17 protein-coding genes are annotated in these 23,572 nt (G+C 56.4%); 13 read left to right on the top strand and 4 right to left on the bottom strand.

Annotation, left to right across the window (positions count from 1 at the left end):
- Positions 1-67 precede the first annotated feature (67 nt).
- A complete protein-coding gene (locus tag P3B99_002085) occupies positions 68-490 on the bottom strand; it encodes a hypothetical protein (GenBank protein ID WYJ07917.1) in 423 nt (140 codons plus the stop codon).
- A gap of 148 nt (positions 491-638) precedes the next feature.
- Positions 639-2,441, bottom strand: a complete 1,803-nt coding sequence (locus tag P3B99_002080; GenBank protein WYJ07916.1) for a DUF5696 domain-containing protein — start codon at positions 2,439-2,441, stop codon at positions 639-641.
- 195 nt (positions 2,442-2,636) lie between these two features.
- On the opposite strand from P3B99_002080, the gene P3B99_002075 reads away from it, so the two are divergent.
- The 13 genes from P3B99_002075 (at position 2,637) to P3B99_002015 (ending at position 21,534) form a co-directional block, all read left to right on the top strand.
- Positions 2,637-4,940 carry a carbohydrate binding domain-containing protein gene (locus P3B99_002075; GenBank protein WYJ07915.1) on the top strand — a complete coding sequence of 768 codons (2,304 nt, stop codon included), beginning with the start codon at positions 2,637-2,639 and terminating at the stop codon, positions 4,938-4,940.
- A gap of 77 nt (positions 4,941-5,017) precedes the next feature.
- Complete coding sequence (locus P3B99_002070; GenBank protein WYJ07914.1) at positions 5,018-6,511, top strand: RimK family protein; 1,494 nt, start codon at positions 5,018-5,020, stop codon at positions 6,509-6,511.
- Positions 6,501-6,995: a GNAT family N-acetyltransferase gene (locus tag P3B99_002065; protein WYJ07913.1), complete on the top strand. Its 495-nt coding sequence runs from the start codon at positions 6,501-6,503 to the stop codon at positions 6,993-6,995. The genes P3B99_002070 and P3B99_002065 overlap by 11 nt, the downstream gene beginning before the upstream one ends.
- Positions 6,996-7,694: 699 nt before the next feature.
- On the top strand, positions 7,695-7,991 hold the full coding sequence (gene gatC / locus P3B99_002060; protein ID WYJ07912.1) for an Asp-tRNA(Asn)/Glu-tRNA(Gln) amidotransferase subunit GatC: 297 nt from the start codon (positions 7,695-7,697) through the stop codon (positions 7,989-7,991).
- Between the two features lie 18 nt (positions 7,992-8,009).
- Positions 8,010-9,479: an Asp-tRNA(Asn)/Glu-tRNA(Gln) amidotransferase subunit GatA gene (gene gatA, locus P3B99_002055; GenBank protein ID WYJ07911.1), complete on the top strand. Its 1,470-nt coding sequence runs from the start codon at positions 8,010-8,012 to the stop codon at positions 9,477-9,479.
- A gap of 6 nt (positions 9,480-9,485) precedes the next feature.
- Entirely contained in the window at positions 9,486-11,006 is a 1,521-nt protein-coding gene (gene gatB, locus P3B99_002050) for an Asp-tRNA(Asn)/Glu-tRNA(Gln) amidotransferase subunit GatB (protein WYJ07910.1), read from the top strand.
- A 3-nt stretch (positions 11,007-11,009) separates the two neighbouring features.
- Complete coding sequence (locus P3B99_002045) at positions 11,010-12,254, top strand: M48 family metallopeptidase (GenBank protein ID WYJ07909.1); 1,245 nt, start codon at positions 11,010-11,012, stop codon at positions 12,252-12,254.
- Positions 12,255-12,450: 196 nt separating this feature from the next.
- Positions 12,451-13,218 carry a Nif3-like dinuclear metal center hexameric protein gene (locus P3B99_002040; protein ID WYJ07908.1) on the top strand — a complete coding sequence of 256 codons (768 nt, stop codon included), beginning with the start codon at positions 12,451-12,453 and terminating at the stop codon, positions 13,216-13,218.
- Between the two features lie 43 nt (positions 13,219-13,261).
- Positions 13,262-13,693, top strand: a complete 432-nt coding sequence (gene aroQ, locus P3B99_002035) for a type II 3-dehydroquinate dehydratase (GenBank protein ID WYJ07907.1) — start codon at positions 13,262-13,264, stop codon at positions 13,691-13,693.
- Positions 13,694-13,772: 79 nt separating this feature from the next.
- The gene (locus P3B99_002030; GenBank protein WYJ07906.1) at positions 13,773-15,869 is read left to right on the top strand and encodes an ATP-dependent helicase; all 2,097 of its coding nucleotides are present in this window, start codon (positions 13,773-13,775) and stop codon (positions 15,867-15,869) included.
- 644 nt (positions 15,870-16,513) lie between these two features.
- Entirely contained in the window at positions 16,514-17,551 is a 1,038-nt protein-coding gene (locus P3B99_002025) for a phosphate acyltransferase (GenBank protein ID WYJ07905.1), read from the top strand.
- Positions 17,552-17,608: 57 nt separating this feature from the next.
- On the top strand, positions 17,609-19,543 hold the full coding sequence (locus P3B99_002020; protein ID WYJ07904.1) for an ABC-F family ATP-binding cassette domain-containing protein: 1,935 nt from the start codon (positions 17,609-17,611) through the stop codon (positions 19,541-19,543).
- A gap of 104 nt (positions 19,544-19,647) precedes the next feature.
- The gene (locus tag P3B99_002015) at positions 19,648-21,534 is read left to right on the top strand and encodes a nucleoside-diphosphate sugar epimerase/dehydratase (protein WYJ07903.1); all 1,887 of its coding nucleotides are present in this window, start codon (positions 19,648-19,650) and stop codon (positions 21,532-21,534) included.
- Positions 21,535-21,643: 109 nt separating this feature from the next.
- On the opposite strand, the gene P3B99_002010 is transcribed toward P3B99_002015, so the two are convergent.
- Positions 21,644-22,144 (bottom strand): ferritin-like domain-containing protein, encoded by a 501-nt coding sequence (locus P3B99_002010; GenBank protein WYJ07902.1) that lies wholly within the window; start codon positions 22,142-22,144, stop codon positions 21,644-21,646.
- Positions 22,145-22,327: 183 nt separating this feature from the next.
- Positions 22,328-23,437, bottom strand: a complete 1,110-nt coding sequence (locus tag P3B99_002005; GenBank protein WYJ07901.1) for a hypothetical protein — start codon at positions 23,435-23,437, stop codon at positions 22,328-22,330.
- Positions 23,438-23,572 lie beyond the last annotated feature (135 nt).

Raw genomic sequence — 23,572 nt, 5'->3', positions numbered from 1 at the left:
AAAAGCTTGCGCAATTTGGGATTTTTGCTCACTGCGTTTTTTTAGAAGCTGAACTGTATGCCCGCGTTCACGTTGTGGTAGATTTCGCCCGAAATCTCCGTGGCGTAGTCGGCATAGACGCGCCACTGTTCGGTGATGTTGTAGCCTCTGCCCGCGCCGAACCGCCGTTGGTGAGCGTAAAGTCGGTCGTCGAAACGATGTTGCCGCTTACGGTTTTGCCGTCGAGCACGTTTACGTTTGTGCCGCTTACGTTCACGTTGCCGACGTTGCCGACGTCGCCTACGTTAAGCCCGTTGGAAACGTCCGTCGCCGAGATGTCGCCCGTAGCCGCGCCGATTTCAAGCGAGCCTACCGAGCTTGTAATGTTCAGGTCGGCAACGGAGTTGCCTTTTCCTTTTATAACGAGAGTTTCGTTTGCCGCGTCGTAGTTGTATGTTTGGGCGCAGGCAATGCCGGTCGCCGCCATAAATAAAGCGGTAATCTTCTTCATTCCGCAATATAATGCATACATACCAATAGCGAGCATTATTTCCCTGAATCGGGAACGTCCAAAAAACAGTCCGCGCGGAATGGGGGGCGCAAGAAAAGGGCGGCGAAACTGCCGCCATCAGTGTGTACGTTTGCTTGTATTTGCCGCGCTATTTTGTCGGCGGGATTAGTATGTAGTTTACGGGCTTGATTTCCGCGCCCTTGTAGACGAACGGCTTTTCGTTATAGTTGCTTACTATTTTGCTGCCGTCGCCGAATTCCGTGATGAAAACGTTGTCGGCCACGGTGTCGTGGCGCACCATCATTTCCTTTTGCAGGTGGCGCACGGGTTTGAATTCGTCCCACGCGCGTTTGATTCGCGGCACGTCGGCGAACTTGTATGTATAGAAAATCGGGCGTCCGCCGAATTCGACGATTTTAAGCGAAACTTTCGGGTCTACGATTCCGTCGCCCTCCATCCAGCGCGGGTCGCCGCTTTTTTCTATCCTGTATGTGCATTTGCCGCGCGTGTGGTTTTGCGTTGCGCGGTCGGAATTGTAGAGAATGATTCCGTGGTAGACAAGTTCCCAAAGCGGATACACGCCAGCGACGAGTCTGTTTTGCTTGCCCTCCCATAGCAGTTTTATGTCGCGCTCGATATAGTTGATGTAGTCGAGGTTTCCCGCAACGTGGTCGTAGCCCGACTCGCTTGCCGCGCCGCCGAAAAGCCGTTTGCTTTCGGCGAGGATTTTATTTTGGTATTCCGCCATTTGTTCGGGGGTTGCGGGGTGCTTGGGGTCGGCGCAGCGGTTGGGGTAGGTTGCCGAATACACGTCGATGTAATGCGGGCCTTTTGCGCCGAGGTCGCGCATTTTTTTAAGCTCTGCGGGAACCCACTTGTGCCACGAGCAGTTTTGGCAGACATTGTAGCAGTTGCCGCCCGCCCAGAGTCCGCCGACGTCGAAAGAGCCGTCGGCGCGTTTGCCGACCCAGTCGGGATTCCACATCGGGGATACCGTGTAGCCGTCGGTGTTTGTCGCGTGCAGCGTGAACTGGTAGCCCATTTCGCGCACTTTTTGGCATAGCCTTTTCAGCCCGTCCTCGCCGCCGACCGTGATTTCCACGGGGAAGTGCGAGGGCGTTCTGCCGTCGTAGCCGCCGTAGTTCCAGCCCGCCGAGACGATTGTCGCCTTGTCCACTCCCGAATCCTTAATCGCCTTAACGAACTCCTCCGACACGCCGAAGGGCATGTGCGCGATGACGGGAAGTTCGGTCTCTTTTGTGAAGTCTATGCGTTTTTCTGAAATCGGTTTTGCGCAGTGGGTCTGGATTCTGATTACTATTGATTCGCACAGGTATTCAAGCTCCGGGAAGTCTTTCGCGCGGTCTTTGATTGTGCGAACCGCGCCGCGGTCGAGCTGGTATTTTTGGTAGGCTTTCGCCATTCCGTTGTAGTCGGCGTCTTTGCCCGATAGCATGTTGAACTCGACCACGACGTCGTCGTACGGCTCGAAGAATTTGCGGACGGTGTCGAGGGTGATTCGCGGGAATATTTCGTATTTGCCCTTTTTGACTTCGACCACTACTTCGTAGTCGAAGCGGTATGTTTTCATGTGTCCCCAGAACATTTTTTCGCCGCGTTTCATTCCGAAAATCGGCATGAGCTGGCGTCCGCGGCGGTAGACGCCGCTGTCCTTGTCGAAGTTGCCGTAAGTGCCGCGCGGCATAATCCAGTAGCCGTCGTCGCCCTTGTCCGCCTTTGCGAATTCGGCGACTATGTCTATGAATTTTGCGTCTTTGCCGATGTCCGACTTCGGGATTGCAAGTCGGAATTTGTCCGCCCCGATTTTTTCGAGTTTGACGGTTTTCGATTCGACCGCGCCGTTTTGCGAATGCGTGCGGATTTCCGCGGTTTCGGCAAAAAGTCCCGACGCCGCGAGGAGCGCGGCTAATAATGGCATTGTTTTTCCCATATATAGATAGTGTTTGTGTTGCGTTGAAAAAATCAAAAAACGGAAATTCGCGTATTGTTCAAGACGATTTTTCGAATGTGCAAATTCCGCATGCCCCGTCTCCGCGGAAGTTTCCCCGCGCTTGCGGCAGGGCGAATATTCTTGCAATACGGGCTTTGTCGGGCTATTGTGTGCTCAAATAAAAAGAGGATACACATGAAAAAATGCACACTGTTTATCGTATATATGCTTGCGGGCTTGGCGGCGTTCGCGTCGCAGAATCTGATTAAAAACGCCGACCTCAAAAACGGCTTGCTCGATTTCGGGTTCAGCGATTCCGCGCCCGAGACGCTCGGCGTGAAAATCGAAAAATTTTCCGACTCCGCAAACTCGCTTTCATATTCCGCGGGAGAGTCGTGCCTCGGCGGGCTGAACCTTTCGGAAGTCCGCGTTTCGCGCGATGGCGTCTACGAAATTTCGTTTTCGGCTAAGGCGTCGCACCCGCTGCAAATCCGCCTGCTTGCGCTTGCAAACGGCAACACCGTCTACCGCCACCAGCTGGCGAAGTTCGACGTCGGCACGGAGTGGAAAAAGTATTCGTACAAGCTCGACATGAAAAGATTTCGGGTTCTTGACGAGTGGCTGCCGCTCCGTTTTGAGAAGGTCTCGAAAGCCGCCGCGCGGCTGTCCTTTGCCGGCTTCCGCCTTGTGCCGCAGTCGGGGGCTGTTGAAACTCCTAAATTTTCGGTTTTAATTGACGAAACGAAGCTTTCGGCTGATTCCTCGTTCCTAAAAAAAATTACGAAAAGATTTTCCGCCGAGTGTGTTTCGAACGCCGCCATATTCGACAAAAATGCGGAAGTTTCCGCCGCCATTGCGGGGCGGAATTTCGGCGCGGCAAAAACGGCGAAGCTCGACTGGTTTGTATCGCCGAAATATTCCGAGGAAGTGCTCGCGAAAGGTTCGGCGGAAATCGAGCTTCCCTCGGGGGATTTTTCCAAAGAATTTGTCTTCAATGCGCCCGACAAAAACGGATTGTATGTTTTGAATTTTTCCGTGGACGGCGAGAAATCGGGCTGCGTTCCGTTTGCAGTGTCGCCCCGCATGAGGGTTGCGGCGGGAGACCTGCCCGTAGACTTGGGCTACTGCGGCGTGTTCACAAACGGGGAGTCGGGCTGCCCGACCGCCGAGGAAATTGCGTATCTTGCCGATTCGGGCATTGTCTACCTGCGCATGTGGGACGGCGGCAACCCCTTCAACTGGCGCGTGATTGAGCCGAAAGAGGGCGTCTACGAGTGGACCGTCGCCGACGAAACCGTGCGCCTTGCCGCAAAAAACAAATTGCAGGTTGTGCCCGTGCTCGGCGGCATGTTCTTTGTTTATCCGCCCGAAATGGGGCTGCGCGGGCACAGGCAGGCGGACTGGCTCTACGCGAAGTCGGAGGTTGTGCGCACCTTGCAGGGCTTCGAGAATCAGGGGCGCAAGGCGATAAAGCCGCCGCTCGAAGACTGGAAGCGCATGGTTTCCGCAGTCGCCGAACGCTACAAGGGCAAAATAAAATACTACGAAGTCATGAACGAGCCGAACATCATTTGGCGCGACTTCGCAACATACTATCCGTATTTGGAGTCGGCGCACGACGTTTTGAAGGGCGTCGACGCCCGCAATCAGGTTGTGGGCTTTTCCACCACAGGCGACTACGGCGGCAACATCAACGGTTTTTTCGCCACGATGCTTAAAATGGGCGCGGGGAAATTCTGCGACGTCGCCTCGTTCCACTCGTATTCCGCGCTGTTCGAGGACACCCCGAAAAGCGGCACGGAGGTCATCTCGCAGTTCAAGAAAAATCTGGTCGAAAACGGCGTCAACGTTCCGCTGTGGCACACCGAGCTATATTATATAAACCCGATGTGCAAGGGCGGCGGCGACCACGCAAACGGCCCCGTATTCCACGCGGGCTACCTTATCCGCCGCTATCTGGTAGACGCGTCGTCGGGCGTCCGCGCCTCGATTCTCCTGCCCGGGGCGACGCTCGGCTCGAAGAACGGCTCGAATTGCAAAACGGCGAATTTCGCGCGCGGCAGGTACATTCCCTACGCTTCGGTTGAAGCTCCCGAAATTTCGGCAAACGAAAGGTTTCTGGTTTCGGCGGTCTTCGCGAAAATGCTGTACAAAACAAAATACGCAGGCTCGCGCGAGCTTCGCGACGGCATGCTTGCCTACAAATTCGCGGGCAAAAAATCGAAAAAGGCGGTTGCGGCTCTCTTCTGGCTCGGCTGCCACCTCGAAAACCTGAACCTCGACCGCTCGAATTTGAAGACAAAGCTCGTAGACCCGATGGACAGAAAGCCGCTCAACCTCGGAAAGCTTCCCGAAGGCGTGGGCGTGTTCGACGTTTTCGGAAACGCGCTCGCGTCGGACTCGAACGGCGACGTCGTCGTTCCCGTCTCGCCGATTCCCGTCTACATCAAGGCGGACGACTCCGTTCTGCTCGACGTTTTCCTGAAAAACCTTGAATAGCCGCCGCCTCCCGCGCCCGCCGATAAGTGTTGACTTGCGGCGGGCATGCGCTGAATAATTGCGGCAAAAATTTTGTCATGGAGATTATATTCGTAGCGGGCAATCCAGAAAAATGGTCGTTGCAGATTGCGGGCGTGCGCGTTGTCTCGCCCCGCCGATACATCACCGACCCCGAATTTGCGCGGCTCGGCGCGTTCAGGGTTTTCAACCTCTGCAACGCGTTCAAATATCAGGATATGGGCTACTATGTGTCGCTGCTTGCCCGCGCGCGCATGCACAATCCCGAACCGTCCGTGAAGACGATTATGGATTTCCGCTCGCAGGAAATGATAAAACACATGTCCGACGACGTTTCCGACGTCGCAAACCGCGCGCTCGCAAACTGCGGCGACGGCAAGTTCAAGCTCGACGTCTACTTCGGGTGCAGCGTGAACCCCGCGTACGCGCGGCTCGCCCGCAGGCTCTTCAACCTCTTCCGCGCTCCGATGTTCCGCGCCGATTTCAAGCGCGGCAAGAAAAAGTGGAAACTCTGCGGCGTCAAACCGATTTCCTCGCACGACATTCACGGCGACGAGCGCGACTTCGTTTCGTCGGTCGCCGAAGAATACATAACGCGCCGCCACAGGGCGTCGGAGTCGCCGTCGAAGAGCCGCTACTCAATCGGCATTCTGATTGACGAAAACGAGGAGCTTCACGCGTCGAATCCCCGCGCCCTCTCGAAGTTCGCGCACGCCGCCGGAAGCGTCGGCTTCTCCTGCGAGTTCATCACAAAGGACGACTTCGACAGGCTCAACGAGTTCGACGCAATCTTTATCCGCGCCACCACAAACGTCAACAACTACACCTACACTTTCGCCCGCGCCGCAGAGGCTGAGGGCATTGTGGTTGTGGACGACTGCAACTCGATTATCCGCTGCGCAAACAAGGTTTTTCAGGCGGAACAGGCGGCGATTCGGCGGATTCCGACGCCAAAAACGTTCATCGTCCACAAGGACAATTTCGAAAAAATCGAATCCGAAATTCCCTTCCCCATCGTCATAAAACAGCCCGACAGCCAGTTCTCGCAGGGCGTCTACAAAGTGGACGATTCGCGCGAATTGAAAAAGGTTCTCGAAAAGCTTTTGCGCCGCTCCGACCTGCTCATCGCGCAGGAATTTGTGCCGACAAAATTCGACTGGCGCGTCGGAATCTTCGACCGCAAGCCGATTTTTGCGTGCAAATATTTCATGGCAAAAAAGCACTGGCAGATTGTCAACAAAGACAAAAACAACGCCGAGGGCGGATTCGAAACGCTCCACATAGACGACGTTCCCAAGCGCGTGCTGGACGTCGCCTTGAAAACCGCAAACCTCGTCGGCAACGGGCTTTACGGCGTAGACGTGAAGGAGACCGACGACGGCAGGGTGCTTCTGATTGAAATCAACGACAACCCGAACATCGATGCGGGCATCGAGGACAAAATCGCGGGAATGTCGCTCTACGAAACAATCATGCGCGGCTTCATGGACAGGGTGAACAAAACGAAAAACCTCGTCGAGGACTCGAAAAGGAACGAAAAAAATGAAAAGTGAGCTTGCAATCAGGCGGACGCCGACGCTTGCCGACATTCCGCGCGTGCGCGAAATCATGAAATCGAGCGGTTTTTTCGACAGGGTTTTCGACGAGTACGACTGCGCCGAAGAGGAGCTGCGCGGGGCAATCGACGGAAGCGGCGAAATTTTCATATTCGCGGAGCTTGACGGCAGGGTGGTCGGGTTTGCGTCGTACGAGCGCGAGGCATGCTGCGAATCGCTCTACTATCTCGACTGGATTGCGGTTGACAATACGGTTCGCGGGCACGGAATAGGGCGGCGGCTTGTCGAGGCAATCTTGGCCGACGTTGCTGAGCGCGGCGCAACAAAGCTGCTGTTGCAGACGTCGGGCAGGGAACAGTATTTGCCGACAAGAAAATTCTACGAAAAACTGGGCTTTGTGAAAGAAGCGGAAATATCCGACTATTATTCCCCCGGAGAATCTTCCATCTTCTACGGTAGGGGCGTGAAAACGCCCCTCTAAGAGCGTTTCGCGAGTGTCTCAGACTGCTCGCGTACGTTTAGTACGCCACGCACCCTGAGCCACTCGCAAAGCCACTCTTATAGGGGCATTTTGACGCCCCTAAAATTACACGGCGCGTCAAAGCACCGTTGATGCGGCGTTTCCCCGCGCTTGCGGACTGCTCGCGTACGCCAGTACGCCACGCACCCCGCAATCGCGTGAAAGCCACCGCCTGAACGGCACTTTGACGCGCCTAAAAAGTCAGCGCACGGCGCGGAAGATTTTAAGTTGCGCTGGGATAAAAGTTGGGTAGGGCGTTTCGCACGGCGCGTGAAAGCACCAGTCTAAGGGCGTTTCGCGCGCGTCCCAGACCGCTTACATACGCCAAGTATGCTACGCGCCCTGTGTCGCGCGTAAAGCCGCCCTTATACTGGCACTTTGACGCCCCTAAAATTAGAGCGCACGGCGCGAAGATTTTTAGGTTGTTCTTTGATAAAAGTGTAGTAGGGCGTTTCGCGCGCGTCCCAGACCGCTTACATACGCCAAGTATGCTACGCGCCCTGTGCCGCGCGTAAAGCCGCCCTTATACTGGCACTCTAACGCGCCTAAAATTAGAGTGCTTACGCACGAAGTTTTTTAGATTTCTGCTTCTGAATTTTCCTCGTGGCGTGTGTCAATTTTTCTTGTCTCCGTTCGATAGATTTGTGAGATTATAGAGATATGGCAAATACAGGAGAAATAGACATCGAATATGTGGCGCGGCTTGCGCGTATAGAATTGACGGAGGCCGAGAAGGAGATGTATTCGAAGCAGTTGGGTCAGATACTGGGATATTTCAAGAAGCTTTCGGAAATCGACGTATCGAACGTCGAGCCGAGCGCGCACGCGCACGCGATATACAACGTGTGGCGCGACGACGTAGAGGGCGAGGCTATGAGCGTGGAGGACGCGCTCATGAACGCACCCGCCAAGCGCGACAACCAGATAGTAGTTCCCAAAGTTGTGGACGACGCGTAGAATCGGGAGGCATTTAGCATGGGCGAAATTTTCTATAAAAACATCGGAGAGCTTGACGCAATGCTCGACAGCCGCGAAATCTCGGCGGTGGAGCTTGCGCAGGCGTTTATCGACAGAAAGAACGCGGTAGACGGGAAGGTCGGGGCGTTTATTTCGTCGAACGAGGACGTACTTTTGGCGAACGCGGCGAAGGCGGACGAACGCCGCGCAAAGGGCGCAAAGCTTTCGGAGCTTGACGGCATACCCGTAGGACTTAAAGACCTGCTTGCGGTGCGCGGGCAGAAGCTCACCTGCGCGAGCAAAATGCTCGAAAACTACGTCAGCCCCTACACGGGCACGGCGATGAAAAAGCTCGAAGACGCGGGCGCGCTTTTCTGGGGACGCCTGAACATGGACGAATTCGCGATGGGTTCGTCGTGCGAAAACAGCGCGCTGCAAAAGACGCGCAACCCGTGGGATTTGACGAGAATTCCCGGCGGAAGTAGCGGCGGCTCGGCGGCGGCGGTGTCGGCGGGCGAGTGCGCGGTTTCGCTTGGCTCAGACACGGGCGGTTCGATACGCCAGCCCGCGTCGCTCTGCGGCGTCGTCGGAATGAAGCCCACCTACGGGCTTGTGAGCAGGTTCGGGCTTGCTGCGTTCGCGTCGTCGCTCGACCAGATTGGTCCGTTCGCTCGGTCGGTGAAAGACGCGGCGACGGTGCTCAAATACATCGCTGGCTACGACAGGCTCGACTCCACGAGCGTGAAAGTCGATGTCGAAAACTACCCCGCAATCCTTTCGGCGGAGTCTCTGAAAGGCAAAAAGCTCGGCGTTCCGAAAGAGTATTTTTCGGCGGAGGGTATCGACCCGGAGGTGCGCTCGATAGTGGAGGCCGCGGTTAAAAAGTGCGGCGAACTCGGCGCGGAAATCGTGGAAGTATCGCTTCCGCATACCGACTTGGCAATCCCCGTCTATTATATAATAGCGACCGCCGAGGCGTCGTCGAACCTCGCCCGCTACGACGGCATACGCTACACCCACAGGAGCGACAAGGCAAAGGACGTCGTTGACGTCTACTTCAAGAGCCGCGCGGAGGGCTTCGGCGAGGAGGTCAAACGCAGAATCATTCTGGGCAGCTACGTTCTCAGTTCGGGCTACTACGACGCCTACTACCTGCGCGCGCAGAAAGTCCGCACGCTCATCAGAAACGACTTCGAGCATGCGTTCGAGAGCGTCGACGCAATACTCGCGCCGACGTCGCCGACCACCGCGTTCAAGGTAGGCGAAAAGGCGTCCGACCCGCTCTCGATGTACCTGAGCGACATTTTTACAATCAACGTCAATCTTGCCGGCCTCCCCGGGATTTCGGTGCCGTGCGGCTTCGCGTCGGACGGCATGCCCGTGGGGCTGCAAATGATAGGCAGGGCATTCGACGAATCGAACCTCCTCTCCTACGCCTACGCATACGAGTCGGCGTGCGACTGGAACAAACGCAATCCGCAACTTTAAAAGACAATGTCCGAAGTTCAATACGAAGCAGTAATCGGTCTGGAAACGCACGTCCAAATCAAGACGCGCAGCAAGATGTTCACGTCGGTGGCGCACAGGTTCGCCGAGCCGCCGAACACGCTTACCGACGCGGTCGTGTGGGCGCTACCGGGGGTGCTCCCCGTGCTCAATTTCGAGGCTATCCGCAAGACGATAGAGCTTGGGCTTATGCTCGGCTGCGAAATTCCCGAAATCACAAAATGGGATAGAAAAAATTATTTCTACCCGGACAGCCCCAAGAACTACCAGCTCTCGCAGTACGACCAGCCCCTCTGCCTCGGCGGCAATGTCGAGATAGAGCTTCCCGCGGCGAACCGCGCCGAAATGGGCGAGCACAGGCTCGTGAAGCTTACGCGAATCCACTTGGAGGAGGACGTCGGCAAACTTACGCACTTCGCGCACGACTCGCTTGTAGACTACAACCGCGCGGGCACGCCGCTCATGGAAATCGTTTCCGAGCCCGACATGCACTCGTCGGACGAAGTTTTCGCGTACCTCACGTCGCTGCGCAACACGATTTCCGCCGCGGGTATTTCCGACTGCGACATGGAAAAGGGGCAGATGCGCTGCGACGTCAACGTGTCGATTCGCCCCGTCGGAAGCGAAAAATTCGGGGTGAAAGTCGAGATGAAAAACATCAACTCGACCTCGCACGTCCGCAACTGCATAGACTACGAAATCCGCCGCCAGATAGACTGCATAACAAAGGGCATTCCGATTGTGCAGGAAACGCGCCGCTACGACGCGCAGCTCGGAATCACGCAGTCGATGCGCTCGAAGGAGGACGCGCACGACTACCGCTACTTCCCCGATCCCGACCTTATGCCGTGCAAAATTTCGGCGGAACTGCTCGACTCAATCCGCGCAAAACTGCCCGAACGTCCCTTCGACCGCCAGCGCAGGTATATGAAAGACTTCGCCCTCCCGTACTCGGCGACCTCCGTCATGTGTCCCGACCCCGCGCTCTGCGGCTATTTCGAAAAGGCGGTCGCCGCCTACCCGAAAAATCCGAAGGCAATCGCCAACATGCTCGTCAACGACCTTCTCCGCGAGCTTTCCGCAAGCGAGGAATCGGCAAAACAGTCCGACGAATTCGGAGAACCCGAAGCCGCGGCAGTCCACGTCTCGACCGCAGAGAAACTGGCGAAATGCAAGCTTTCGCCCGAAAATTTGGCGTCGCTTGTCAAGATTGTGGACAGCGGCGTAATCTCGAAGCAGATGGCGAAGGAAGTGTTCGTGGAAATGTGCGCTTCGGGCGAATCCGCCGACGCAATCGTCGAAAAGTGCGGACTCAAACAAAACAGCAATTCCGACGAGCTTGAAAAATTCTGCCTCGACGCCATGGCGGGCAACCAAAAGGCAATCGACCAGTTCAAGGCGGGCAACGAAAAGGCGATAAACGCGCTTGTCGGGCCAGTCATGAAGGCGTCGAAGGGCAAGGCGAACCCCGCGATGGTTTTGGAAATCCTCAAAAAACTGATAAAGTAGGGCATGACAATTCCCGTAATCGTGCTGCTTGCGCTGCTCGCGGTGAAATACGCCGCGGTGGTGCGGCTCGACATTCTGAACATGCGCAGCGTCCGCGAACACGCGGGTGCGGTGCCGCAGGCGTTCGCGTCGTTCATGGACTCCGACACCTACAAAAAGGCGGCGGCGTACACGATAGACAAAACGCGCTTCGGAATTTTCGAAAACACCTGCAACTCGATTTTCCTCGCCCTGCTGCTTTCGCTGTGGATTATCCCGACGCTCTTCGACATCGGCATAGACGCGTTCGGCGCGAGCGTCTGGGGGCAGGCAATCACGCTGATTCTGATGTCGGTCGTGCTGTCGATTCCCGACATTCCGTTCGAGCTGTACTCCCAGTTTGTCATAGAGCAGGAATACGGTTTCAACAAAAGCACGCTGCGGCTTTGGATTGCCGACAAAATCAAAAGCCTGCTCGTGGGGCTTGTCCTCGGCGCGCCGATTCTTACGCTGATTCTGTGGTTTTCCGAGGCATTCAAAAGCACATGGTGGCTCTGGGGCTTCTTCGCGGTTGCGGCGTTTCAGGTTGTGATGATTGTGGTCTACCCGCGCTTCGTGATGCCGCTTTTCAACAAGCTCGAAGACCTGCCCGACGGCGAACTGAAAACCGCGCTGCTCGGCGTTGCCGACCGCGGCGGCTTCCACACGAGCGCGATTCAGGTCATGGACGGCAGCAAGCGCAGCTCGCATTCGAACGCGTTTTTCACGGGCTTCGGACGCTTCCGCAGAATAGTGCTTTTCGACACGCTCGTGGAGCAGCTCACCGTTCCCGAAATCGAGGCGGTCTTGGCGCACGAAATAGGGCACTACAAGCGCGGGCACATTCTGAAAATGATGGCGATGAATTTTGCGATGACGTTTGCGACGTTTTTTGTCATGGGCTGGCTTTCGGAAAGCGAGTGGTTCTACCTCGGCTTCGGATTCTGCGAGGCGACGGGCTTCGGGCCGGTGCTGCTGATGTTTTCGATGTTCGCGGGGCTGTTCACGTTCTGGCTCACGCCGCTGCTGAACGCGTTTTCGCGCGCGAACGAGTACGAGGCCGACGCGTTTTCGGCAAAGCTTTGCGGCGCGGAGAATTTGAAGTCGGCGCTGCGCAAACTCCACAAAAAGAATCTCGGCAACCTTACCCCGCACCCCGCGTACAGCGCGTTCTACTACTCGCACCCGACGCTCTTCGAGCGCGAATCCGCTCTGGATAAAATCGGATAGCGCGGACACCCGTTTTAATATTTTTCTTGCGCAAGCCCGCGCGGGTGTCGTAAAAACTTCCGAGCCGTTTCGGGGCGCGCGCCGTAGTGTCGGGTGAGATTGCCGGCGGACGTCTGGGCGGATTTTCCGCGGAGTTTTGCCGCAACGGTTTTCAACAATTACGGGCGCGGATTTGCGCAAAAAGAAAGGGAATGCAATGGTTAAAAATGTAAAACTTTCGGAAGTCGTGGAATTTCTCGACGAATTCTGCGGCGTCTCAAAAATGCGCGATTTTCCCCCCGCGCACAACGGGCTTCAATTCGAAAACAGCGGCAACATAACGCGCATCGCCGCCGCCGTCGACGCGGGCGGCGCGGAAATCGGCATAGCCGCGCACCTCGGCGCGAACCTGCTTATTGTCCACCACGGGCTGTTCTGGAATCCGCCCGAACCCGTCGTGGGCGGCGTCTACGAGAAAGTCAAAACGCTTATCGACGGCGACATCGCTGTATACTCGGTCCACCTGCCGCTCGACGCGCACGACACCGTAGGCAACAACGTGCTGATTGCCCGCGCTCTGGGCTTGAAGATTGTTGACAGGTGCTTCGAATGCGAGGGCGCGAAAATCGGCGTGGTTGCGGAAGCCCCGAAGGGCGGACGCGCCGAGCTTGCTTCGAAGCTTGCTGGGCTTTTTCCGAACACCTACAAGGAAATCGCGTTCGGCTCGGCGAACCCCGAAAGAATCGCGATTTGTTCGGGCAGTTGCGGCGACGCCGTTCCGCATCTGCGCGAAATCGGAATCGACACCCTCGTTTGCGGAGAGCTTCGCCAGCGGCATTTTACAATGGCTCAGGAAATGCGCCTCAACCTCTACCCCTGCGGGCACTATGCAACCGAGCGTTTCGGCGCGGCGGCTCTCGGCGAGCTTGTGGCGGAAAAGTTCGGGCTGAAATGCAGTTTTATCGAAATGCAGAACCCGCTGTAATTTTCACCTTGTTTTTCGGACGCGAAACCGTCAAAATGCGGGCATGAAAAAAATAGCGGTAATCAACGGCGCAAACTTGGACAGGCTCGGCAGGCGCGAGCCGCAAATCTACGGCAGCGAAACTTTGGCGGACCTGACGGAATCGCTCGCGGCCGAAGCCGAAAAGCTCGGCGTGGAAATAATCCCGTTCCAGTCGAACCACGAGGGCGCGATTATCGACAAAATCGCGGAGCTTGCCGACGCCGGCGTAAAGCTTGCAATCATCAATCCCGCGGCGTTTACGCATACGAGCGTCGCGCTTCGCGACAGCATGGCGGGGTCGGGCATGAAGTTTGTCGAGGTGCACATTTCGAACGTCCACAAGCGCGAGGAGTTCAGGCACACATCGCTGACCGCGCCCGTCTGCGAAGCCCAAATTTGCGGCTTGGGGCGCGAGGGCTACTTCGCCGCGCTCCGCTATTTGGCGAAACTTTAAACTTCGGGAAGCTACGAATCTTCGACCGCGCCGCCGCAGGTTTTGCGCTCGGCGCGAAATTTTTTTTCGGAAAACAAACGTGGAAAAAATCGACTTCAACGCCGAACTCAATTCCGACCAGTACGCCGCCGTGACTTCGCCGCCCGACCGTCCCGCGCTCGTGCTCGCGGGGGCGGGGTCGGGGAAGACGCGCACGCTAACATACCGCGTGGCGTGGCTAATTTCCGAATGCGGATTCCGCCCGCGCGACATTCTTCTGCTCACGTTCACGAACAAGGCGGCAAACCAAATGCTCGCGCGGATAGAGTCGCTGGCGGGCTATCCCGCGCGTTCGTTCTGGGGCGGCACGTTCCACTCGATAGGCAACAGGTTTTTGCGCATCGAAGGCGGCGCTCTCGGGCTTGAACCCAACTTCGGGATTTTGGACACCGAGGATTCGGACAAAGTGATAAAAAAGGCGGTAGAGGAGTCGTACCCGCATTTCTTTTCGAACAAGGACAACCCGCGCTCAAAACTTTTGCGCGAAATCATAAGCTACGCGCGAAACACGCGCTCCACAATCCAGACCGCCATGGCGTACAGGTTCGACTGGATTGAAACGCCGGCGTCGCAAATCGCCGAAATAGCCCGCGCCTACGAGGCGGAAAAACGCGCCGCAAACAACTGCGACTTCGACGACCTTCTCGAACTCTGGCTCAAACTGCTTTCCGAAAACCCCGACATTCTGAAAAAATATTCCGACAGGTTCGGGAACATTCTCGTCGATGAATTTCAGGATACGAACAAGTTGCAGTCCGACATTCTCGACCTGCTTGCCTCTCGCGGGAACATAAGCGCGGTCGGCGACGACGCCCAGTGCATCTACTCTTGGCGCGGCGCGGAAATCGACAACATTCTCCGCTTCCGCGAACGCTATCCCGCCGCCTACATCTACAAGATAGAGCGCAACTACCGCAGCTCGCCGCAGATTCTGAACTTTGCAAACAAAATACTCGACGGCATGGAGCTTGACGACGAGGAGTTCAAAAAAACGCTCGTTCCCGCCCGCGACGGCAACTTCAAGCCGCGCGTAATGCCCGCAATGGACGGCGCGTCGCAGGGGCGGAACGTGGCGCGGGCAATCGCCGAGATAGAGTCGGGCGGACGCTACGGGTACGACGACATCGCCGTTCTCTACCGCTCGCACTTTCAGGCGATGGACTTGCAGTTGCAGCTCCAATACGCAAAAATTCCGTTCGTGATGACAAGCGGCGTAAAATTTTTCGAACAGGCGCACGTCAAGGACATCGTTTCGCAGATAAAATTCGTCGCAAACCCCAAGGACAACGTTTCGTTCCTGCGCTTCTGCCGCTTCATGCCGAAAATCGGCGACAAAACCGCGTTCAAGATTTTCGAAAAAATCCGCGAAGTCGCCGCGTCGAAATCGCTTCCGGAGTGGCGCGTTCTCTCCGACAAAAAGGTGCTCGCAAAAGTCCCCGCCGCGGCAAAGCAGATGTTCGAAGCCGCCGCCGCCGACATCGAAAAACTCGGCGGGCTTGTGGAACTCGCAAAGCGTTCCGAAAAACACGCCGAGGCGGACTCCGCGGAAAAAATCCCAGTCCAGACCGACTTTTTCGCCGACATGGCGCACGCGTCCGAACGCGGAGCCCCCGCCGACCCAGCCGCCGAAAATACGACGGAGGCGGATTTTTCGCCCAAGGCAATCATCAAATGCGCGTGCGGCGGCTGGTATCGCGACGCCATGAAGACCCTTTACGAAGACTGGGAGGAACGCGCGGCGGACTTCGACGCGCTCTTCGAGTACGCCTCGAAATTCGACGACTTCGACGATTTTCTCGCAAGCGTGGCTCTCGAAATCAGCGACGCCGAGGGGCGCGAGTCCGAAGTCGGCGGGCGCGTAAGGCTGATGACAGTCCATCAGGCAAAGGGCTTGGAGTTTCCGGTGGTGTTCGTAATCGGCGCGGCGGAGGGGCTTTTCCCGACCCAGCGCAGCATAGACGACGGCGACGTCGAGGAGGAGCGCAGGCTGTTTTATGTGGCATCGACGCGGGCGATGGATTTGCTGATAATTTCGTACCCGAGGGTAAGCGCGGTGGGAGGCAATTTCGAAATGCGACAGGCAAGCCGCTTCTTGGAAAGCATAGACCCCTCAACCTACGAACTGTACGGGGCGTGAAAATACCCCTCTAAGAGCGTTTCACGAGTGTCTCAGACTGCTCGCGTACGTCAGTACGCCACGCACCCTGAGCCACTCGCAAAGCCACTCTTATAGGGGCATTTTGACGCCCCTAAAATTAGAGTGCTAACGCACGAAGTTTTTAGGGGGCTTTGGGATAAAAGTTGGGTAGGGCGTTTAGCGAGCCGACTAATGTTTGCGGATAGCCGCGTACGCCACGCACCCCGCAATCGCGGGAAAGCCACCGCCTGAACGGCACTCTAACGCCCCTAAAATTACAGTGCTAACGCACAAAGATTTTTAGGTTGTTTTGGGATAAAAGCGGGGTGGGTCGGTAGGCGGAGAATCTGCGTTTGCGGATTTTCGCTTTTACTTTTTTTATCCGCGCAAAGCGCGTCTATTTAAATTAGTTTCTTAAAAAATAATCGCATATCCCAACGCCAGTAATTGGCGAAGCCAATACGGGCTAACCGAGAAAAGCGGCAAGTAACTTGCCGCGCATAATAACAGAAAGGAGCGAAGCTCCGCAGGGAGGCGCACCTTGCGCCCGAAGCTCCGACGCCGTGCAGGCTGCAGCCTGCTTGGGGCTTGACTATACTGTGTGAAAATGATGTAATGGGGGGAAACAAGTAAATTATAGAGATATGGCACTGGTAAAAAAACTTTCCGCACGGTTGCAGAACCACCCCAAGAGAATTGTCTATCCCGACGGCACCGACCCGCGCGTAATTCAGGCTGCGCGCCAGTTTGCAACGCGCAAGTTGGGCGTGCCGATTATCATCGGCGAAAAGCAGAAGATTGAAGACATCGCCAAGTCTTTGGACATCCGTTTGGACGGCATCAAGATTATCGACCCCGTTTCGGCGGACGACTCCGTTGCGCTCATGAAGCTCCTCCACGGCTTGCCGAAGTTCCGCAGTTTCGATTCGCAGGAAATCAATGCGATGGCGCTTCAACCCAACTATTTTGCAACCCTCATGCTTGCGACCGGACGCGCCGACGCCATGGTTGCGGGCGCGACCGTCGCGACCTCTGGCGTGTTGCGCCCAGTCTTGCAGATAATCCCGCTCCAAAAGGGTTTCGGCACGGCGAGTTCGCTGATGGTGGTTTCCACCGAAAACCCCGAACTTGGCATTAACGGCGACCTTTTCCTTGCCGATTGCGGCGTAATTCCGGAACCCACAGAGCCGCAGCTCTGCGACATCGCGATAACGACCGCGATTCTCGTGAACCACCTCACCCTCGAAACTCCGCGCGTTGCAATGCTTGCGTATACTTCGAAAACGCCATCGTCAACACAGCATTCGGTTTTGAAGGTAAAATCGGCGACGTCGCTCGCGCACGAGAAGGCGAAGACTTGCGACATCGCAATAGACATCGACGGCGAGCTTCAAGTAGACGCCGCCCTCAAACGCGAAGTCGCCGACTTGAAGGGGATCCACAGTTCCGTTGCCGGCCGCGCGAACGTGCTGATTTTCCCCGACCTCAATTCGGGCAACATTGCCTCGAGCATGTTGCAGGTTGTTTCCACCGTCAACTGCTACGGCCGTGTGCTTACGGGGCTGACAAAGCCCGTTGCGGAAATTTCGCGCGGGGCGTCGGTCAACGAGATATTCGGCACAAGCGTGATTGTGGGGGCGCAGGCTGTCGACAGGCGTTTCCTTTCGACGGAGTCGCTGTAAATTCCGCATTTTGTTTCGGCGTCCCGCCGCGTTTGCGGCGGGCGCGTTTTTTATGCGATGATTGAACTACGGAACATAGAGCTTGCATTCGGGGCGCGGACGATTTTCGGCGGCGCAAACGCGGTCATAAACAAGGGCGACAGAATCGGGCTTGTAGGCTCGAACGGAGCGGGCAAGAGCACGCTCCTGAAAATCCTCTGCGGCTTGGAGCACCCCGACGCGGGCGAAATCGCAAAGCCCAAGTACGCGACGGTCGGCTATCTTCCGCAGGACGCGATAGTGGTGGGCAGCCGCCCGCTTTTCGACGAGGTTGAGTCGGCGTTCGGGAAGGTCGTGGAGCTTCGCGCGAGAATGGCGGAGGTAGACTCGATAATCGCCGCTGCCGCCGCGTCTTCGCGCGAATACGCCGACGCCGTGGAGGAAATGGGCGAGATTGCCCACAAGCTCGAAGACGCGGAGGAGTCGAAAGTGCGCTCGCGCGTGGAGACGGTTTTGCAGGGCTTGGGCTTCAAAATGTCCGACATGCCGCGCCCGTGCTGCGAGTTTTCGGGCGGCTGGCAGATGCGCATCGCCCTCGCGAAGCTCCTTTTGCAGGAGCCGACCCTGCTCATGCTCGACGAACCCACCAACCACCTCGACATCGAATCAATCGCGTGGCTTGAAGACTATCTGCGCGGCTATTCGGGTTCGGTTATAATCGTCAGCCACGACAGGGCTTTTCTCGACGCGCTCACAAACCGCACATTCCACGTCGTCAAGGGCAGGATAGACATCTACGCGGGCAACTACGAATTCTACCTGAAAGAGTCGGAGGCGCGCCGAAACCAAATTGCGCGCGCCGCCGAAAACCAGCGCAAGTCGATAGAAAAGACCGAGCGGTTCATCGAGCGGTTCAGGTACAAAAGCTCCAAGGCGGCGCAGGTGCAAAGCCGCATAAAGGCTCTCGACAAAGTGGAGCGCATAGAGGCGGAGGAGGAGGACAACTCGCAGATAAGTTTCGCCTTTCCGGAGCCAAAGCGTTGCGGGCAGGTTGTGCTCGACGTCGAGGGCGTGTGCAAGTCTTTCGGCGAACACAGGGTGCTCGACAACATTTCGTTTAAAATAGAGCGCGGCGAGCGCGTCGCTCTTGTGGGCGTAAACGGAGCGGGCAAGAGCACGCTCGTCAAGATAATCGCGGGCGGGCTTGCGGCCGACGCGGGCAAAGTAGAGCTTGGGCTGAATGTAGAGATGTCGTACTTCGCCCAGCACCAGTCGGACGAGCTTGACCCGACAAACGACGTTTTGACCGAGGCTATGAACGCCGCCCCCATGGAGCGCAAGGGCGAGGTCAGAAGCCTTTTGGGCGCGTTTCTGTTTTCTGGAAACGACGTCCTCAAAGGCGTCGGAATTCTGTCGGGCGGCGAGAAAAACCGCTTGGCTCTGGCGAAAATGCTTTTGAAAGACTTCAACTTTCTGATTCTCGACGAGCCTACCAACCACCTCGACATGAACTCGAAAGCCGTCCTGCAAAAGGCGCTTGCCTCCTACCGCGGAACATACCTTATAGTCAGCCACGACAGGGCGTTCCTCGACCCCGTGGTCGACAGGGTGCTGGAGCTTTCTCCGAACGGTCTGCGCTCGTTTGTCGGCAATTTGAGCGACTACGTAGAGCGGATAAAAAACGAGGGCAAAATAGTTTTGCGGCAGTCGGCTAAAAAAAACGCGAAAATTTCCGACGCAAAAGAACGGCGCGTCGAGGCGGCGAAACGCCGCGAAGCCGTATCCAAACTCAAAAAGGAGGCGGCTAAAATAGAGGCGGCGATTTCGTCGGCGGAGTCCGACTTGGCGCAGATAGAGCTTGAAATGTCGTCGCCCGACTTCTTCAAAAAGGGCGCGCAGTGTTCGTCGATAACCGAAAGCTACAACGCGTTGAAGGCAAAGATAGACTCCCTCTACGCCGAGTGGGAGTCCGCCGCCGCAAAAATCGCCGAAGCCGAGGGCGCGAACGCTTAATAATTAACTTGCAAAAAAGCGCGATTGGCGTTGGAATCGGGCGCAAAAATGCGGCATTGCGGACGCGCAAAACGCGCGACGCATGGCGTCCGCCGTTGTGGTATATGAAAAAATTTATAAAAAAATTTGCGGGCTTCGTTTCGGGTTGCGTGAGCGTGAGAACCGCGCTGGTGTCGCTGGTGTATTCGGCGATTACGTTCGTGTCGCTGCTCGTGTCGTTCCTGCTGCGCTTCGACTTCAATTTCGCCTCAATCGGCAGGTATAACATTCTCGATTTGTACCTGCTGGTGCTTCCGCTTAAAATCTGCTGTCTCGCGGTTTTCGGACAGTTCAGGGGACTGCTGAGCTTCTTCCATATGCCCGACGTGGTGCGCATATTCTGGTCGATGCTGATTGCCTCAACCGTGCTGTTTTTTCTGAATTGGCTGGCGTTTAGCGGCATAATTTTCCCGCGCGGCGTGATTCTTGCGGACTTCGTGCTGTCGGTGGTTCTCTGCACGTCGTTCAGGCTCTTCCTGCGCATGTGCAGGGAGCGCTATATGCGCGACAGAGTGCACGCGGTAAAGCACGAGCGCGTGGCTATAATCGGCGCGGGAGACTTGGGCACGTCGCTTGCCTCCGACCTTCTTTCGCGCAAACGCATGGGCATAAACCCCGTCGTGTTTTTGGACGACGACAAGCAGAAAATAGGCTGCCAGATTCTGGGCTTGGAAGTGGCTGCGTTGAAGACCAACTTCGATACCCTCGCGAAGCACTACAAGCTCGACCGCGCGATAATCGCAATCTCGAACCTCCCGAAAGGGAAAATCGCCGAAATCACCGCGGATTTTTCGAAGGCGGGAGTGGAAACGAGCATTGTGCCGTCGTACTTCGAACTTGCGTCGGGCTACGCAAAAATTTCGAACTACCGCGAAGTCGCAATCGAGGACATCTTGGGGCGCGAGCAAATAACCCTCGATTCGCACGCGATTGACGGCATGATAAAAAACAGGGTCGTCATGGTGACGGGCGCGGGCGGCAGTATCGGAAGCGAGCTTTGCAAGCAGATTGCGTCGAAATCGCCGTCGCTTCTGATTATGCTCGACCACTGCGAAGTCCAGCTCTTTCAGGTAGAGCAGAAAATTCTGCGCGGCGGCTACGGTATAAACATCAAGCCGCTTGTCGGAAGCGTCGCCGACGAAAAGCGCATGGAGCGCATAATTTCGTTCTACAAGCCGGAGCTTATTTTCCACGCCGCCGCCCACAAACACGTTCCGATGATGGAGTCGCAACCGGGCGAGGCGCTGAAAAACAACACTTTCGGCACTTGGAACATCGCGCGGATTGCAAGCAAATACGGGGTTGAAAAATTCCTGCTGATTTCGACAGACAAGGCAATCAACCCCACAAACGTGATGGGCGCAACAAAACGCCTCGCCGAAAAGGCGGTTCAGGCGGTTCAAAATTCGGCGGGCAATAAGACGCAGTTTGTGGCGGTGCGCTTCGGCAACGTGCTCGGCTCGTCGGGCAGCGTGATTCCCACGTTCAAACGCCAGATTGCCGAGGGCGGCCCTGTCACCGTAACCCACCCCGAAGTAACAAGATATTTCATGACGATTCCCGAAGCCGTGGGGCTTGTGCTCCAATGCGGCGCGCAGGCGGTCGGCGGCGAGATTTTCGTGCTCGACATGGGCGAACCCGTTAAAGTGGTAGACTTGGCGCGGCAAATGATACGCCTGAGCGGCTACGAGCCCGACGTCGACATAAAAATAGAATTCATAGGCCTGCGTTCGGGGGAAAAGCTCTACGAAGAGTTGCAGCACAAAAACGAGACGCTCGTCAAAACCGAGCACCCGCGCATATTCGGCTTCGTGTCCGAGCCGCCGTCGTTCGAAAGAATGCAGGGGGTAATCGACGAAATTTTGGCGACAGCCGACAAGCGCAGCAGCAACGATTTGAAACGCTTTATTTTGGAGTACGTTCCCGAATACAAGCCGCAGATAAACGAGTAGGGCGGCGCGGACGCAAAAAATCGGGCTTTATTTCAAAGCCCGATTTTTTTGCGCTCGGAAGATTTTTGAGCGGGGAAACCGCGCGTTGCGCCGCCATGCGTCCGACGCGCTATTTGTTTACACTGCCCTTTGCCGCCTCTTTCGAGTGGCTGATTGCCTGCAAGGAAAGGTATCCGTCGCCGAAAGTTTCGAGGTTGCCAAGCTCGGTGTCGAAAATGTCGAGGTGTTCCTCCTCGGCGGAAATGAGCCTTTCGAAAAGCGTTTTCGTCGCGCTGTCGGCGAGCTGGCTTGCCTCGTTCGCCCATTTGTTGTAGTCGGCAATGCTTCCCTCTTCGAGCTTGCACGAGAATTTGAGCATTTCGGAAACATCGCGGATTTTTTTCACCGTGCCCGACGGCACCATATCGACGTCGCCTTTCAGGAACAGAATGCGCTCCGCGAGGGCGTCGATGTGCTTCATCTCGACGATTGAAATGCGCATGAAAATGTCGGCAAGCGGCATGAAGCCCTTGTCTGCGCAGTGGAAGTGGAAATACAGGTATTGCTCGGTGGAGAGCAGTTCTTCGGCGACGGCCTTATTCAACAATTCGATGCTTTTTTCTCTGTTCATATCACACCGTATCGCAAAAAATTACGCCGACTTAAATCGGCGCAAACGCCCGCCGCCCGAAACGCCTGCGGAGTGTCGATGCCGCGGTTTTGCGTTTCCCTCAGAGTGCGTTTTGCGGATGCGTGGAGAGCCTCAGCGTCTGAAATAGCGCGGGTATGTTTGCGCGGGCGTCGGCGGAAAGCGTCAGAATTTAAGGGTGGACTCCCTCGCGCTTTCGGCGCGTTCGGCGGACTGCCTTTCGTAGAGCGACTCCATATATTTCCTAAGCTCCGAGTCGAACTTGGCCGAAACGAACAGCACGCCCTTTTTGAAAAGCTTTGCGCGGAGCTTGCCGTCGGAGGTTTCGAAGTCGTAGCCGAAAGCGGTGTCGGGGCGCAGGGGAATTTTCATCTGAATGCGAACCTCTTTTGTGGGCGTTTGCGGAAGCGAGCCGCCGTAGAAAACGTCGCGCAACAGGTAGGCGGTGCGGAGGGTTTCGCCGCCCGATTCGGAGTCTATTTCGACGTATTTTTGCGTGCCGCCGTCGAACGGGTTTACCTTGCGCACGCTTGAATTTCCCGCCGGCGCGGCGTTCTTCTTGCCCTTGCCCGCCGAGCTTGGGGCGGTCTTTGACGCGCTTATCGCCGACTGTTTTGCGACGTATTTTCTGTAAGCGTCGTAGGCGTTGCGCTGTTCGAACTCCATTATTTGCGCCTGAATGGACTGTCCATAGTCGGCGGAGTTTTTCACGTCCTGCGGAATTTCGACGAATATCGGTCGCGACGCGCTTTGGGGGAGAATGTCGGCTACGCTTTTCGGCTTGCCGTCGGGCGTTTTTTCGGGGCTTGCGACGCGCCACGATTTGAGCGTTTCGGTGAAGTCCGACCTTCGCCAGAAGACGCCGTCTTTGCCCGCGGTCTGCGCGTCGAAGAGCGCGGCAAGCTCCTCAACGGACAGCGGTTCGCCGTGGCGGCGGTAGGTTTCGAGCGCGGAGTTTGCGCCGTCGAAGCAGACGTGCAGCTCCCAGCCGTAGAGGTCGTGCTGTTGGACGACGTCGCTTGCGGTGGACGTTGCGGCGTCGGCGCGTTTGAAGAAAAAGAAGTTTTGCGCGTCTTTTGGCATGAGCAGAAAGACGTGCTTGTACGGAAGTTCGAGCGTCTCGCGCAGGCGTTCCTCCTTCGACGTGTACGCATACGCGCCGCCCGTTTTTGTGAGCATGCGGCTTTGCATGTCGTTTTTTGTCTCGCCTATGCGGGCAAAAAGCGGGGAGGCGGAAAGGGCGGCGGCAAGCAGAGTCGGGAAAAATCTTTTCATGGATTTCATTGAATCGGTCGGCGCGTTTTTTTCAAGCCGATTCGGAAAATTCGAAAAAGTCAAAATAGTGAACCAAACTAGCGCGGGCATTCAACGCGCGCGGAAGTCGGAATTTGACACGGGGTACGGGGTGTT

The sequence above is a fragment of the Opitutia bacterium KCR 482 genome, assembly GCA_029269845.2.
Lineage (GTDB): Bacteria > Verrucomicrobiota > Verrucomicrobiia > Opitutales > Intestinicryptomonadaceae > Merdousia.
Note: the sequence above shows the minus strand (reverse complement) of the source record. Positions and strands in the feature narration are given on the sequence as shown.